Below are 14557 nucleotides of genomic sequence, written 5' to 3'. Positions count from 1 at the left end.
GAGCTCGATATCTACTTCTGCGATCCGCACTCGCCATGGCAACGCGGCAGTAACGAGAACACCAACGGGCTGCTGCGCCAATACTTTGCTAAAGGCACCGACCTATCAGTGTTCCCGGCCGACTACCTCGACTACGTTGCCGCCCAACTCAACACCCGACCCCGCAAAACCCTCGGCTGGAAGAAACCCGCTGAAGTCCTCGACGAGCTACTCTCAAACCCGCCAAAACCACCCGCTGTTGCATCCACTGCCTGAAATCGCCCCAGGACAGTGCGAACATTAGCGTCTGCTCGCGAGGAGAAAATGATCCCCGTGGAACAAATCGGACCGCGGTCCGGTTCTAGTCGGCATGCCTGCCATCACCGCTGACACCCTGACACTCGCGCGACTGACCCCGCCCGCGGCGTCTGACACCGAACGACCCATCCGTTCGATCACCACCGGACCGCGCGGCTACGAGGGCGAGGGCTTCCCGGTCGTGCGCGCCTTCGCGGGCGTGCCCGCCGCAGACCTCGACCCGTTCGTGCACATGGACCAGATGGGCGAGGTGGAATACCAGCCCGGCGAGCCGAAGGGCACCGACTGGCATCCGCACCGCGGCTTCGAAACCGTCACCTACATGATCGACGGCCGCTTCGCCCATCAGGACAGCCATGGCGGCGGCGGACTGATCACCGACGGCGCCACGCAGTGGATGACCGCGGGCTCGGGCATACTGCACATCGAAACGCCGCCAGCCGAACTGGTCGAAAGCGGCGGCCTCTTCCACGGCATTCAGTTGTGGGTGAACCTGCCGAGCAAGGACAAGTTCGCCACGCCGAAGTACCAGGCGATCGAAGGCAACCACGTCAAGCTGCTGTCGTCCGACGACGGCGGAGCGCTGGTGCGGGTGATCGCAGGGGACCTCGACGGCCACCGCGGCCCCGGTGCGACGCACACCCCAATCACCATGGCGCACAGCACTATCGAGCCCGGTGCTCGCCTGAGCCCGCCGTGGAACCGCGACTTCAACGCGCTGGTGTACGTGCTGTCCGGCCGCGGATCCGTTGGCCCGCTGGCGCATCCGATCCACGAGGGCCAGCTCGCGGTGTTCGGCAAGGCGACCGGATCACCATCTCGGCCGAGCCGACGCAGGAGTCGCGTCGGCCTGCGCTGGAGGTGCTCATCCTTGGCGGCAGGCCGATCCGCGAACCGGTGTTCGCCTACGGCCCGTTCGTGATGAACTCAAAGGCCGAACTGGTGCAGGCGCTCGAGGATTACAACGCGGGCCGGTTCGGTCAGATCCCGCCGAATGCGCTGATGCCGCACCGCGTTTCGTAGAGCGACCACAGCTACCTGTGGGTCAACGACGCCTCCACAGGTAGCGGGTAGACCAGTTCGAGCTCTCCGATCGCGGCCGCGGCGGTGACCAGTGGCAGCGCCGCGGACACAGCCATCTCGCCGTCTTCGGCTTCGGCGCGCAGCGCCAGCACGAAATTCTCGCCGATCGGTGTCAACGGCTGTTCGATGTCGGCGTTGCCCGACAACCGCTCGCGAATTGCGTTGGCGTGGAATTCAACCACCTCGCGGGCCCGCGGGTAGGAGCCGAGCGGCGGCGGGGTCGGGATGTCGGTGATCAGGTCGGCGGCGGCCCGCACCCGGATCGCCCGGTTGAAGGCCCGTACGATCGGCCCACGAACGTCGGTTTTGCCTCCGCCTTCCGAAAGATATTGCCGCACAGCGTCGTCGGCGACACGGGACGCAACGATCGCGTCGTGGCTCAGCGCGGCCAATTTGTCGGCCATCTGCTCGTACTCGCCGCGGGTGATCCGCAGCACGGCCGTCTGCAGATAGTCGGCGAACACGTTGCGGGCCGCCTCGACGGCCGCCTGCGCCGATACCGTGGCGCCGCGCGGCCACAGCAGCACCGAGACCATCATGCCGACGAGCGCGCCGACGACGACGTCCTCCACCCGGATCAGTCCGACGCTCCAGCCGGTCGGCACGATCAGGTTGAAGAAGATCAGCACCATCATCGTGAACGCCGCCTGCCCCGCGGTGAACGAGGCGATCTCGGGCACGAACGCCGAGCCGAACACCACGATCGGCATCAGCGCCCACAGCACCCAGGAGTCGACGCCGACGATGCTGATCAGCACCGCCCCGAGGAGGAACCCGATCGCCGTGCCCACCACGGCGCGCAGCGTGGTGGTGCCGGTGGTGAGCGCGCTGCTGCGCAGCACCGACAACGCGCCGAGCACCACCCAGAAGCCGTGCTCCACGGGAAACAGGTGCGTGACCGTGACCGCCAACGCCAGACCGATGCCGGTGCGAAGGGCGTTGCGCAGCACGACCGAGCGCCCGGCCAGAAATCCCGAAGCCACCTTGGTGACCGCCGCGGTTTCGGGAACCAGCCGGTCGGTGGCCGTCGTCGGCGGCAGCCTGCGCCCCAACGCCCTTGCCCACACCGGGCGCGCGTCGGCGGCGGCGGCCGCGGCGATCACCCGGCCGGTGGCCCCTATCGACGCGGCGATCGTGCGACGGTTCAACAGCTGGTGGCCCAGCGCGACGGCGGACGCGTCGTCGGGCGCGCCAAGGATCGCCTCGACGTCCTGCCGGTAGCGGCCGCGCGCGACGGAGCGCAACCGCAGAAGTGCCGCCTCCAGGTCGGCGCGTACAGCCGTGCGGTCGGCCGCCCGGGTCTGCTGCAGCACCGCCGCGGCACACTGCAACACCCGGATGCCCGGCTCCTGCATGTCGCGCAGCGCCGGGCCCGCCTCGTCGCTCACCCGTTCGGCGAGCCACTCCAGGTCCTCGACCACTCGCACCAGCGCCCGGCTGCCCGCCGACAACCCGACCGGTCGATAGGCCGCGCCGAGAAAGCTCTCCCGCAGCGCGAGCATCGCCGCGGCGACGTCATTGCGGGTGGCCTTGCCCTCGAGGCGATCGGCCAGCGCGGCGACCGCCTCGGCCGCGCGGCGGCGCAGCTCGCCGTGGTGGCGCGGCGGCAGCAGAAACAGCGCGGCGGGAACGCAGATGGCCAGCGCAATTGCCCAACCCAGCAGCCGTTCGTCCACCGGGCCCGGCGGCGTGCAGGCGGGCAGCACGAACGTCAGCAGAGTCGGGCGCTGACCGGCCGCGATCGTCTCGCTGAGGACGCCGGAGAACGTGACCATCACGCCCAGCACGAACATCAACGTGACCGCCAGCCACGCATGTGGTGCCACCAGCGTGCCCAGTGTGATCAGCACCGCACCGTTGAAGCCCAAGCCCGCATAGGCGACGGCGCGAACCTGGCGGTTGCCGGGAAAATCCGCCAGCACCATCAACGCGAACGACCCGAAGAGGGTGTACAACGGCGTCTGCGAATTGCCCGCGATGGTGAAGCTCACCGCCGCTGCCAACGGCACGATCACCGCGGCGCGCAGCGCCCGTCGCAGCGCATCGAATTCGGGGTCGCGCGCACGGATGCGATCGAGCGCGCGGCGCATGACGCCGGCAGGCGCGCTACTCATCCGTGGGGACAGAAGCGAATCGACCGCTGTCGAGCGTGTCTGTGAGTTGTTTGGCGATCCACTCCAGCGCGGCCGGGTCGCGCGGCAGCGTGGCCTGTTCATAGCCGACCAACAGATACACCGCCCACCGGGCGAACAGCTCGGCTTGGTGATGGTCCGACAGCAACTCCATAGCAGACGAGTACATGATGTCGAACCGCTGCTGGTCGACCTTGACCTGAATGTCGTAGACCTCCGGGTCGATCGAGCTCCACGCCCGGATCGCGGCTTCGGCGCCGTGCGGGAGGTGCAGGCCGACCTGAATGAGGTTGTCGATGCGGCGGCGCGGGTCGGTTTCGTTCCGCAAGAATTCGATGACGTTGACCGTCCGCTCTTTCACCCAGTTGTCCAAGAGTTCGCGGGTGAAGGCGGGCCAGCTGGAGAAGTAGTGATAGAACGAGCCGGTCGTCACCCCGAGGCGGTTGCACACCTCCGCCAACTTCAGGCCGCCGTAGCCCAGGTCAGACAGCACGTCGAGGCCCGCTTCGAAGTAGGCCTCCCGCGAAACGATGCTGGCCATGGGACGGACGATAGCCCCAAAAAACGAATGCGGAGCGTGGTCGGACATTCGCTGAGAAATCAGTCGCACGGTCATCGAATTGAGCAGGATTTGCGCGTCGTTTGCTGACCCGACGGTCAATACCAAACTTGTGCATAGGCTTGCCTGATCGTATGGCAAGATATTGACCATGCCGCATACGGCAAGCCGGGGGCCAGGACGTCCACCAGCAGCGAAAGCTGCCGAGACACGTGAGCGCATTCTGCGCGCAGCGCGTGAAGTATTCAGCGAATTGGGCTACGACGCAGCCACATTTCAGGCCATTGCAATCCGTGCGGATTTGACGCGGCCTGCGATCAACCATTACTTCGCGAACAAGCGGTTGCTGTATCGAGAAGTGGTGGAGCAGACCAATGCGATTGTCTTCGCCGCGGGCATGCAACGCGCGCAGAGTCAGACCACGCTGCTCGGCCGACTTTCGGCGTTCTTCTCGGCGGCCATGCAGGCCGACAGTGAAGACCGTTCGGCCGCAGCATTTCTCGTGACCTCGGTGCTGGAAGGTCAGCGCCATCCAGAACTGCGCAGCGACGAGCACGACTCGATGCGCAACTCGCGGGCATTCGTGTCGTGGGCGGTCAACGACGCGATCGAGAAGGGCGAGTTGAAAACCGACACCGACGTCCCGCAGCTCGTCGAGATGCTCGTCGCGGTGATGTGGGGGATGGGCTTCTACGCCGGCTACGTCGGCTCGCACAAGGAACTCGAGTCCATCGTCGACAAGCTCGAACTGCTGCTGGCCAACAAGCTCTGGAAGATCGCCGAATAGCGCTGCCGATCGATGTCCCCGTCGGGGTGAGGTCTGCCACAGGACCGTATAGATCAGCTAACTATTCTGTAGCATGACGATTAAATGACTGATCTGCACGAGGTCACCTCGGTTCGCTCCGAGGGTGACACCTGGGAAATCACCGAAAGCGTCGGGGCCACCGCGTTGGGCGTCGCCGCCGCCCGCGCCGTCGAAACCGCCCGACCCGACGCCCTCATTCGCGACGATTTCGCCTACCTGCTCGTCGCGGCCGCCGGTCCGAAGTGGGCGCAGATGGCCAGCAGCGATCCCGACTGGCTCGCCGAGGACGAGGACTTCCGCAGGCTGCACGAGATGTCGCGCGACTACCAGGCCGTGCGCACGCACTACTTCGACGAGTTCTTCCAGGCCGCGATGCGGGCGGGCGTCCGCCAGGTGGTGATCCTCGCGGCGGGCCTTGACTCGCGCGCCTATCGCCTCGACTGGCCCGCGCGCACCACCGTCTTCGAAATCGACCAGCCCAAGGTGCTGGACTACAAGACCGCCACCCTGGACGCGCACGGCGCCGAGCCGCGGGCCCGCCGGGTCCCGGTGGGTGTCGATCTACGCGACGACTGGCCTGCGGCCCTGATCGAGGCCGGATTCGACGCCGCTCAGCCGACGGCGTGGCTGGCCGAGGGCCTGCTGCCGTATCTTCCGGCCGACGCCCAGGATCGGCTGTTCGAACTCGTCACCGCCCACAGCGCCGCGGGCAGCCGGATTGCGGTCGAGGCGTTCAGCATGGACCTGTCCGAGCAGGCCGAACAGGACCGGATCGCCCGGCGGGAGCGCACCGCGCGGATACGGGCGCTGTCGGGCATCGACATCGACGTCGACACCCTGACCTACGCCGACGCGGACCGTTCGGACGCCGCCGAGTGGCTGGCCGGGCACGGCTGGCGCGTCGAGGTGGTGCCCAGTGAGGTCGAGATGACCCGGCTGGGACGGCCGGTGCCCGACTACGAGGCCGAGGAGATTTCATCGAGCGCGCTGGTGCGTGCCGAGCGGGACTAGCGCTGAGGGTGTGGCGCGCGGTGCGCGCCGGGCAGGACGAGGAGACGCCATGAGTTCACTCCGTAGCCACGACGACACGTGGGACATCGCGACCAGCGTCGGCACCACCGCGGTCATGGTGGCCGCCGCCCGCGCCGCGGAGACGGAGCGAGACGACGCGCTGATCCGCGACCCCTACGCCAAGATGCTGGTCGAAGGCGCAGGCGAGGGTATGTGGACACAGATGCTCGACGAGAAGGTGGTGGAGCGGGCCGCCGCGATCGACCCGGAGATCGCCGCGATCTTCGAGCACATGCGCAGCTACCAAGCGGTGCGCACCCACTTCTTCGACGAGCACTTCACCAAGGCCGCCGCGGCGGGCATCCGCCAGGTGGTGATCCTGGCTTCCGGCCTGGACTCGCGGGCCTACCGACTGAACTGGCCCGACGGCACCACCGTGTTCGAGATCGACCAGCCCAAGGTGCTCGAGTACAAGGCCGCCACGCTGGCCGCCAGCGACGTCAAACCCCGCGCGACCCTGCATCAGGTGCCGATCGACCTCCGGCAGGACTGGCCGAAAGCGTTGCGCGACAACGACTTCGACCCCACTCAGCCGACGGCATGGCTGGCTGAGGGGTTGTTGATGTATCTGCCCGCTGACGCACAGGACCTTCTCTTCGAGCGGCTCACCGGGCTCAGCGCCCGCGGCAGCCGGATCGCCGTGGAGACCGTCGGCGTCACCTCCGAGGAGCGTCGCGCGCGAATGCAGGCGCGGTTCGAGAAAGTCGCCGCCGAACTCGGTTTCGAGCGCGAGTTCAACGTGTCGGAGTTGATGTACAACGACCCCGACCGCGCCGACGTCACGGACTGGCTGAATGCGCACGGCTGGCGCGCCACCGCGGTGTCCTCGCAGGACGAGATGGCACGGGTCGGTCGCGCGGTCGAGTTGGCCGACGCCGACGACGAGGCGTTCGCCACGTTCGTCACTGCCGGGCGGTCGTGACTTCGGGCCCTACATGGCGGCCCAACCGGTTGGTTAGGATCGGGCGCACATGGGGCGCGCAGATTGCTGCGCCTCGGGTCAGGAAGGGACTCCACCATGACCGCCGATTCGATTTCACCGGCCGCACCCGCGGTCCCCGCGCCCGTCGCACCTGACATCCCGGCAATCGTCGAACGGCTGCGTGCCACCTTCGCCTCGGGCCGTACTCGCAGCATCGATTGGCGTAAGCAGCAGCTGCTGGCCATCGCGAAGATGATGACCGAGAACGAGGAAGCGGTGGCCGCCGCGCTCGAGCAGGACCTCGGCCGTAACCGGTTCGAGGCCTGGCTCGCCGACATCGCCAGCACCGTTGGCGAGGCCAAGGACGCCGCCAAGAACGTCAAGAAGTGGACCCGCAGGCGATACCGCCTGCTGGAGTTGAGCCAACTGCCCGGCCGCGGCTGGATCGAGTACGAGCCGTACGGCACCGTGCTGGTGATCGGCGCGTGGAACTTCCCGTTCGTATTGACGCTCGGCCCGGCGGTCGGCGCCATCGCGGCGGGCAACACCGTCGTCCTCAAGCCCTCGGAGGTCTGCCCGACCTCGAGCGCGCTGATGGCCGAGCTGGTGCCGAAGTATCTCGACAGCGACGCGGTCGCCGTCGTCGAGGGCGACGGCTCGGTGAGCCAGGAACTCATCGCGCAGGGCTTCGACCACATCTGCTTCACAGGTGGCACCGAGATCGGCCGCAAGGTGTATGAAGGTGCCGCACCGCACCTGACGCCGGTCACGCTGGAACTGGGCGGTAAGAGCCCGGTGATCGTGGCCGCCGACGCCGACATCGAAGTCGCGGCCAAGCGGATCGCGTGGACCAAGCTGATCAACTCCGGCCAGATCTGCATAGCGCCCGACTATGTACTGGCCGACGCGGCGATCCGTGACGAACTGGTCGACAAGATCAAGGACGCGGTCACCACTTTCGAGGCCGAAAACCCAAGCGGCAAGCGGATTGTCAACAAGCGTCACTTCGACCGGCTGACGTCTGCGCTGGCGGCGACCAAGGGCACCATCGCGGTTGGCGGCGGCTCCGACGAGTCCAAGATCAGCATCCAACCGACCGTGGTCGTCGATCCCGATCCGGCCGAACCGCTGATGACCGACGAGATCTTCGGGCCGATCCTTCCCGTCGTGACCGTTCAATCCCTCGATGACGCAATCAAATTCGTCAACGCCAGGCCCAAGCCACTGGCGGCGTACCTGTTCACCAAGGCCAAGCAGGTCCGCGAGCGCGTGATCAAAGAGGTGTCCGCGGGCGGCATGGTGATCAACCACCTGCTGTTCCACTTCGCGACCAACAAGCTGCCCTTCGGCGGCGTCGGACCGTCCGGCATGGGCGCCTACCACGGCAGGTTCGGCTTCGAGCAGTTCAGTCATAAGAAGACGGTGATGACGAAGCCGACCCGCCCCGACGTCGGAGCCTTCATCTATCCCCCGTATACAGAGAAGGCATTGAAGCTCGCCAAACGCCTTTTCTAGGGGCAGGCGTGTTGGGCCCACGCGCGCAGCGCAGGGGACGCCCCGGGGATGAGCACAGCTAGAAAGGAAAACCAGTGCCAGGAGTGCAGGATCGCGTCATCGTCGTCACCGGAGCCGGAGGTGGGCTGGGACGCGTGTACGCGCTGGAGCTTGCCAAGGAGGGCGCCAGCGTCGTCGTCAACGACCTCGGCGGTGCGCGCGACGGCACCGGCGCCGGTCACAACATGGCCGACGAGGTGGTCAAGGAGATCAAGGACGCCGGTGGGCGCGCCGTCGCCAACTACGACAGCGTCGCCGAACCCGAAGGCGCCGAGAACATCATCAAGACCGCCCTCGAGGAGTTCGGCAGGGTCGACGGTGTGGTGAGCAACGCGGGCATCTTGCGGGACGGGACGTTCCACAAGATGACCTACGAGAACTGGGACGCGGTGCTCAAGGTCCACCTCTACGGCGGCTACAACGTGCTGCGCGCCGCCTGGCCGCACTTCCGTGAGAACAGCTTTGGGCGGGTTGTCGTCGCGACCTCGACGAGCGGCCTGTTCGGCAACTTCGGGCAGGCCAACTACGGCGCGGCCAAGCTGGGTCTGGTCGGGCTGATCAACACGCTGGCCCAGGAAGGCGCCAAGTACAACATCAAGACCAACGCCGTGGCGCCGATCGCGGCCACCCGCATGACGCAGGACATTCTGCCGCCCGAGGTGTTCGAGAAGCTCACCCCGGAATACGTCGCCCCGGTGGTGGCCCACCTGATGAGCGAGGAAGTCGAGGAAACCGCATCGGTTTTCATCGTCGGCGGCGGCAAGGTGCAGCGGGTGGCCCTGTTCCAGAACGAGGGCGTCACGTTCACCGGCGGTGTGCCGTCGGTCGCCGACGTCGCGGCCAAGTGGGGCGAGATCACCGACCTGTCGGCGGCGCAGCGGGCCACGTTCAGCCTCGGCTGAGCAGTCCATGAAAGCGCTTGTCGCGCGGGAACTTTCCGGGCCGGCCGGGCTGGACTACACCGATGTCGACGACGTCGGTGGTGATGACGCGATAGTTGTCGACGTCGGCGCGGCCGGGGTCAGCTTCCCCGACCTGTTGCTGCTGCGCGGCGAATACCAGATGCGGTTGGAGCCGCCGTTCATCCCCGGCATGGAGGTCGCCGGGGTGGTTCGCTCAGCGCCGTACGACTCGGAATTCAAGCCTGGGCAACGGGTTACGGCGTTGGCGATGCTGGGCGGCTGGGCCCAACAGGTGGCGGTGCCTTCCCAGAATCTGACGCCGACCCCTGACGACCTCGACGACGCCGAGGCCGTCGCCCTGTTGGGCAATTACCAGACGATGTACTTCGCGCTGGCCAAGCGCGGCGCGCTGCGCCATGGCGAGACGGTGCTCGTGCTCGGGTCGGCCGGCGGCGTCGGCACTGCGGCTGTGCAGATCGCGAAGGCGTTGGGCGCCAGGGTGATCGCGATGGTGCATCGCCCGAACGCGATGGATTTCGTGCGGTCGCTGGGCGCCGACGTGGTGCTGCCGCTGACGGACGGGTGGCTGGAGGCGGTCAAGCAACACAACGACGGCCGCGGCGTCGACCTGGTGGTCGACCCGATCGGTGGCGACGCGTTCGACGACGCCATCCGCGCGCTTGACACCGAGGGGCGGCTGCTGGTGATCGGCTTCGCCGCTGGCGGCATTCCCACCGTCAAGGTCAACCGGCTGCTGCTGCGTAACGTCAGCGTCGTCGGCGTCGGATACGGCGAGTACGTCAACCGAAACCCCGGTTCGCAGTCGGTGTTTGCGTTCGGGGTCGAGCAGCTGGTCAAGTCGGGGCTGCGGCCACCGCCGCCGATGCGGTTCCCGCTGTCGGAGGGCCGCGCGGCGCTGCAGTGTCTGGCCGACGGCGGGGTGCTCGGCAAGGTCGTGCTGGAACCGCGATGACGACGATGCCGACGGCTTTAGCGTTCGACGTGTTCGGCACCGTCGTCGACTGGCGCTCCAGCGTCATCCGCGAACTCACTGAATTCGGTGTTGAGCACGGCATTTCGCGGGACTGGGCCGCGTTCGCCGACGAGTGGCGCGGCGGGTACGCCCCCGCGATGGACCGGGTGCGTCGCGGCGAGCTGCCGTGGACGCGCATCGACGACCTGCACCGCATGGCGCTGGTCGAAATGCTCGCCGCGGCCGGGGTCGAGGTTGCCGACAACGACGTCAACCACCTCAACCGGGCGTGGCATCGGCTCGACCCATGGCCCGACAGCGTCGAGGGGCTGACCCGGCTCAAGCGACGGTTCGTCATCACCACGCTGTCGAACGGCAACGTCTCGCTGCTGACCAACATGGCCAAACGCGCGGGCCTGCCGTGGGACTGCGTGATCTCGGCGGAGTTGTTCCGCCACTACAAACCGGACGCGGAGGCCTACCTCGGCTGCGCCGACCTGCTCGGTGTGCAGCCCGCGCAGCTGATGCTGGTCGCCGCCCACCCCAACGACCTGCGGGCCGCGCGCGCCAACGGGCTGATGACTGCGTATGTCGCGCGGCCCCGCGAGCACGGGCCCGATCAGCAACCGGACCGCGTCGACGACGGCGAGTTCGACTTCACCGCAACGGATTTTCTGGATCTCGCTGATCGCCTCGGCGCCTGAGAAGCGGCGTACGGTGAAACCATGACCGATCGAGTCTCCACCGATCTGCCGCCCGCGTTGCGTCGGGCGCTGGACCTGCTCATCGACCCGCCGGCCAATCCCGACGTCAGCAAGGGCTACCTCGATCTGCTCGGCGACGAAGGCGCGGCCGCGCCTCCGAAGAACACCGGCGCGATCCAGGCCGTGTGGGCGTCCGGGGTCGGCTCGATGCTCTACGACAACGCGCAGGCGTTCGCGCGGCGGGTGCTCAGCGCGTGGCAGTTGCCGATCGACTGGCTGAACATCCCGGCCGGCGGCGTCGCGCTCGACGTCGGCAGCGGGCCGGGCAACGTCACCGCGTCGCTGGGCCGCGCTGTAGGCCCAGACGGCCTGGCCATCGGCGTCGACATCTCCGAACCCATGCTGGCGCGCGCGGTCAAAGCGGCGGCCGGACCCAACGTCGGCTTCCTGCACGCCGACGCGCAGAAGCTGCCGCTGCGCGACGAAACCGCCGACGCGGCGATCTCGGTGGCGGTGCTGCAACTGATCCCGCAACCCGAGGCGGCGCTGGCGGAGATCGCGCGAGTGCTCAAGCCCGGCGGCCGGGTCGCGATCATGGTGCCGACCGCAGGCCGCATCGGTGAGGTGTTCCGCTGGCTGCCCAACGGCGGCGCCCGCGTCTTCCGCGAAGACGAACTGGGCGACATCTTCGAGGAACTGGGGCTGGCCGGCGTGCGCAGCAAGACCGTCGGCAATTTCCAGTGGGTGCGAGGCAAGAAGCCCTGATGGCAGAACGTGACCTTGCTGCACTGTGGGATGCCCACTGCGGCTACGAGTTCGAGACCCGCGACGTCGACGCGACGATGGCAACGATGGTGGCGCAGCCGTATGTCAACCACATCCCCACCATGACCGGCGGCGTCGGGTTCGATGCGCTGCGCGACTTCTACGCCAACCATTTCATCGGGGTGAACCCACCCGATTTCGAGCTGGTTCCGGTCAGCCGGACCGTCGGCGAGAGTTCCGTCGTCGACGAGCTGATCGCGCGATTCACGCACACGACGGTGATCGACTGGATGCTGCCCGGCGTCGAACCGACCGGGCGCAGGGTCGAGGTCCCGTTGGTCGCGATCGTCCAGTTCGAGGGCGACAAGCTCGCCCACGAGCACATCTACTGGGATCAGGCCAGTGTGCTGGTTCAGATCGGGCTGCTGAAGCCCGACGGCCTTCCCGTCGCAGGCGCCGAAACCGCGCACAAAGTGCGCGACCCCTCGCTGCCGAGCAATACGCTGATGCGGTGAGCACCGGCGGAATCGTCCTCGTCGCGCTCGCCATTCTCGTCGGGCTCATCGGCATCGTCGTACCGATCCTGCCCGGTGCGCTCCTGGTCGCGGCGGCGATTCTGGTGTGGGCGTTCGTCGAGAACAACGCGACCGCGTGGGTGATCTTCGGCGTCGCCGCGGCGCTCATCGGCATCAGCACGATCATCAAGTACACCTGGCCGGTGAAACGGATGCGCGCGGCCGAGGTCCGCACATCAAGCCTCGTGCTCGGCGGAGTGCTCGGCATCATCGGCTTCTTCGTCATCCCGGTGCTGGGCCTGTTCATCGGATTCGTCGCAGGCATCTACCTGGCCGAGTTGGCCAATCGGCATGACCAGCGCGCGGCGTGGACGTCGACCAAACACGCGCTCAAAGGCGTGGCGTTGTCCATCTTCATCGAACTGACCGGCGCACTGCTCGCCACCGCCGCATGGGCGTTCGGGGTGTACATAACGCAGTAATAACGCAGCGGATGTGGCTAGGTTCGGTTGATGGCCAAGCTCCGTTTCGGTTATTTCATCGCACCGTTCCACCGCGCTGGCACCAACCCGACGCTGGCCCTGCAGCGCGACCTGGAGTTCATCGAGCACCTCGACAGGCTCGGCTTCGACGAGGCGTGGATCGGCGAGCATCACTCGGCGGGCAGCGAGATCATCAGCTCACCCGAGGTGTTCATCGCCGCTGCCGCGGAACGCGCCAAGCGGATCCGGTTCGGCACGGGCGTCATCTCGCTGCCGTACCACAACCCGCTGTGGGCGGCCGACCGGTTGATGCTGCTCGACCATTTGACGCACGGCCGGATCATCGGCGGCGTCGGCCCGGGCTCGCTGCCGACAGACTCGTCGATGATCGGCCTGTCGCCGACCGACACCAGGGAGCTGCTCGAGACCAACCTCGACATCCTGGTGCGGCTGCTGGCCGGCGAGACGGTCACCGCCAAGACCGCGACGCACGAATTGCACGACGCGCGACTGCAACTCGCGCCGTACGCTGAGAGCGGCATTCCACTCGCAGTGGCGGCCGTCGCGTCGCCGACGGGTGCGCGTCTGGCAGGCAAGCACGGCATCGGGCTGCTGTCCATCGGCGCCACGCTGGTCGTGGAGGGATTCGACGCGCTCGCCTACCACTGGGGCATCGCCGAGGAACGCGCCGCGGCGTTCGGCACGACCGTCGACCGCAGGAACTGGTCGCTGGTGTGCCCGATGCACATCGCCGAAACCGACGAACAGGCGCGCGCCGACGTGCGTTTCGGGATCGAGCCGTGGTTCAGGTACTTCCAGAAGGTCGCGGCGTTCCCGCAGATGACGATGCCCGGCGACCAGATCGACGAGATGATCACCATCATCAACGACGCAGGCGCCGGGGTGATCGGCACACCGGAAGCAGCCAGGGCACAGGTGCAGCGGCTCTGGGATCAGTCCGGCGGATTCGGCTGCATGCTGCAGATGGGCCACGAATGGGCCAACCCCGCCGCGACGAAGCGATCAGCGGAACTCTTTGCCGCAGAGGTTATTCCGCACTTCCAGGGTCAGGCGCAGCCCACGCTCGACGCGGCCGCACGCGCCAGCGGCGTGCGCGAAGGCCTCGCCCAGTCCGCGCTCAGCGCGATCGACCACATGACGAAGAAGTACGAGTCCGAAAAACGTTTCTAGCGGGTAGTCAGAAACGGCGCTCCGCTAGGACGGCTCCTTTCGAAAGGGGCTGGACCAGTTGCGCGTACTGCGCCAAATAACCCGTCTCGGTGATTGGCGGTGCCGTCCAACGCGCCTTTCGGCGGGCCAACTCCTCCTCGTCCACGTTGAGGGTGAGGGTGCGCGCCGCGACATCGAGGGTGATTTCATCGCCGTCCTCGACAAGCGCGATGGGTCCGCCCGCGAATGCTTCCGGGGTCACCTGGCCGGCCACGATGCCGCTGTTCAGCCCTGAAAGCTGGCCGTCCGTGACGATCATGATCTTGTTCGCCAACGACGATCCGTTGAGTGCGGCAGTGAACCAGGAGGCCGAAGCCACACCCGGACCGCCACGCGGACCGAGTCCGCGCAGCACCACAACGTCCCCTTCCGCCAGAGCACCAGCGCCCAGATCGGAGATCGCCCGTACCTGTTCGGTATAGACCTTTGCTCGTCCAGTGAAGGTGAGGGCGCGGTCCCGCTGGCCAAGTTTCACGATGCAACTGTCGCTTGCCAGGGTGATGGGACCACCTGATTGCCAGGGGGATGGGACCACCGTGGCGCGTTACTGAGGATGCTTG

General features: G+C 67.1%; 15 protein-coding genes and 1 pseudogene. 13 read left to right on the top strand and 3 right to left on the bottom strand.

All coding sequences use genetic code 11. The annotated features are described in order from the left end of the window. The coding region (locus CQY20_RS30915) for an IS30 family transposase (RefSeq protein WP_109789712.1) at positions 1–255 on the top strand (255 nt) is incomplete at its 5' end. 94 nt (positions 256–349) lie between these two features. Next, positions 350–1320: pseudogene (locus CQY20_RS30910) on the top strand (pirin family protein). Between the two features lie 11 nt (positions 1321–1331). On the opposite strand, the gene CQY20_RS30905 reads toward CQY20_RS30910, so the two are convergent. Beyond that, complete coding sequence (locus CQY20_RS30905; protein ID WP_097944715.1) at positions 1332–3494, bottom strand: FUSC family protein; 2163 nt, start codon at positions 3492–3494, stop codon at positions 1332–1334. After that, positions 3487–4053: a TetR/AcrR family transcriptional regulator gene (locus CQY20_RS30900; RefSeq protein WP_097944713.1), complete on the bottom strand. Its 567-nt coding sequence runs from the start codon at positions 4051–4053 to the stop codon at positions 3487–3489. Before CQY20_RS30900 ends, CQY20_RS30905 begins: the two co-directional genes overlap by 8 nt. A gap of 169 nt (positions 4054–4222) precedes the next feature. Between CQY20_RS30900 and CQY20_RS30895 the strand changes: the two genes are divergently transcribed. The 11 genes from CQY20_RS30895 (at position 4223) to CQY20_RS30845 (ending at position 13958) form a co-directional block, all read left to right on the top strand. Continuing rightward, on the top strand, positions 4223–4858 hold the full coding sequence (locus CQY20_RS30895; RefSeq protein WP_097944711.1) for a TetR/AcrR family transcriptional regulator: 636 nt from the start codon (positions 4223–4225) through the stop codon (positions 4856–4858). Between the two features lie 84 nt (positions 4859–4942). Next, entirely contained in the window at positions 4943–5890 is a 948-nt protein-coding gene (locus CQY20_RS30890; RefSeq protein ID WP_097944709.1) for a class I SAM-dependent methyltransferase, read from the top strand. A 49-nt stretch (positions 5891–5939) separates the two neighbouring features. Continuing rightward, positions 5940–6872, top strand: coding sequence for a class I SAM-dependent methyltransferase (locus CQY20_RS30885; RefSeq protein ID WP_097944707.1), 933 nt, complete (start codon positions 5940–5942; stop codon positions 6870–6872). 96 nt (positions 6873–6968) lie between these two features. Continuing rightward, complete coding sequence (locus CQY20_RS30880; protein ID WP_097944704.1) at positions 6969–8387, top strand: aldehyde dehydrogenase family protein; 1419 nt, start codon at positions 6969–6971, stop codon at positions 8385–8387. Positions 8388–8461: 74 nt separating this feature from the next. Further along, the gene (locus CQY20_RS30875) at positions 8462–9328 is read left to right on the top strand and encodes an SDR family oxidoreductase (protein ID WP_097944702.1); all 867 of its coding nucleotides are present in this window, start codon (positions 8462–8464) and stop codon (positions 9326–9328) included. Between the two features lie 7 nt (positions 9329–9335). After that, a complete protein-coding gene (locus tag CQY20_RS30870; RefSeq protein ID WP_097944700.1) occupies positions 9336–10301 on the top strand; it encodes an NADPH:quinone oxidoreductase family protein in 966 nt (321 codons plus the stop codon). 5 nt (positions 10302–10306) lie between these two features. Beyond that, the gene (locus CQY20_RS30865; RefSeq protein ID WP_097944716.1) at positions 10307–11005 is read left to right on the top strand and encodes a haloacid dehalogenase type II; all 699 of its coding nucleotides are present in this window, start codon (positions 10307–10309) and stop codon (positions 11003–11005) included. A 21-nt stretch (positions 11006–11026) separates the two neighbouring features. After that, a complete protein-coding gene (locus CQY20_RS30860) occupies positions 11027–11770 on the top strand; it encodes a methyltransferase domain-containing protein (protein WP_097944698.1) in 744 nt (247 codons plus the stop codon). Beyond that, entirely contained in the window at positions 11770–12285 is a 516-nt protein-coding gene (locus CQY20_RS30855) for an ester cyclase (protein ID WP_097944696.1), read from the top strand. Before CQY20_RS30860 ends, CQY20_RS30855 begins: the two co-directional genes overlap by 1 nt. Next, the gene (locus CQY20_RS30850) at positions 12282–12767 is read left to right on the top strand and encodes a DUF456 domain-containing protein (RefSeq protein ID WP_097944694.1); all 486 of its coding nucleotides are present in this window, start codon (positions 12282–12284) and stop codon (positions 12765–12767) included. Before CQY20_RS30855 ends, CQY20_RS30850 begins: the two co-directional genes overlap by 4 nt. A gap of 30 nt (positions 12768–12797) precedes the next feature. Further along, complete coding sequence (locus tag CQY20_RS30845; protein ID WP_097944692.1) at positions 12798–13958, top strand: LLM class flavin-dependent oxidoreductase; 1161 nt, start codon at positions 12798–12800, stop codon at positions 13956–13958. A 7-nt stretch (positions 13959–13965) separates the two neighbouring features. Here the strand turns inward: CQY20_RS30845 and CQY20_RS30840 are convergent, their stop codons facing one another. Next, positions 13966–14532 (bottom strand): IlvD/Edd family dehydratase, encoded by a 567-nt coding sequence (locus tag CQY20_RS30840; RefSeq protein ID WP_097944690.1) that lies wholly within the window; start codon positions 14530–14532, stop codon positions 13966–13968. Between the last annotated feature and the right edge of the window lie 25 nt (positions 14533–14557).

The sequence above is a fragment of the Mycolicibacterium agri genome, assembly GCF_002553505.1.
Classification (GTDB): domain Bacteria; phylum Actinomycetota; class Actinomycetes; order Mycobacteriales; family Mycobacteriaceae; genus Mycobacterium; species Mycobacterium agri.
This window is presented reverse-complemented; position numbering and strand designations above follow the sequence as displayed.

What these genes read in the sequence shown, in the direction of transcription:
- CQY20_RS30890 (WP_097944709.1), top strand. Translation starts at nt 4,943, where the DNA reads ATGACTGATCTGCACGAGGTCACCTCGGTTCGCTCCGAGGGTGACACC.
- CQY20_RS30865 (WP_097944716.1), top strand. Translation starts at nt 10,307, where the DNA reads ATGCCGACGGCTTTAGCGTTCGACGTGTTCGGCACCGTCGTCGACTGG.
- CQY20_RS30860 (WP_097944698.1), top strand. Translation starts at nt 11,027, where the DNA reads ATGACCGATCGAGTCTCCACCGATCTGCCGCCCGCGTTGCGTCGGGCG.
- CQY20_RS30885 (WP_097944707.1), top strand. Translation starts at nt 5,940, where the DNA reads ATGAGTTCACTCCGTAGCCACGACGACACGTGGGACATCGCGACCAGC.
- CQY20_RS30845 (WP_097944692.1), top strand. Translation starts at nt 12,798, where the DNA reads ATGGCCAAGCTCCGTTTCGGTTATTTCATCGCACCGTTCCACCGCGCT.
- CQY20_RS30905 (WP_097944715.1), bottom strand. Translation starts at nt 3,494, where the DNA reads ATGAGTAGCGCGCCTGCCGGCGTCATGCGCCGCGCGCTCGATCGCATC.
- CQY20_RS30880 (WP_097944704.1), top strand. Translation starts at nt 6,969, where the DNA reads ATGACCGCCGATTCGATTTCACCGGCCGCACCCGCGGTCCCCGCGCCC.
- CQY20_RS30855 (WP_097944696.1), top strand. Translation starts at nt 11,770, where the DNA reads ATGGCAGAACGTGACCTTGCTGCACTGTGGGATGCCCACTGCGGCTAC.
- CQY20_RS30870 (WP_097944700.1), top strand. Translation starts at nt 9,336, where the DNA reads ATGAAAGCGCTTGTCGCGCGGGAACTTTCCGGGCCGGCCGGGCTGGAC.
- CQY20_RS30895 (WP_097944711.1), top strand. Translation starts at nt 4,223, where the DNA reads ATGCCGCATACGGCAAGCCGGGGGCCAGGACGTCCACCAGCAGCGAAA.
- CQY20_RS30900 (WP_097944713.1), bottom strand. Translation starts at nt 4,053, where the DNA reads ATGGCCAGCATCGTTTCGCGGGAGGCCTACTTCGAAGCGGGCCTCGAC.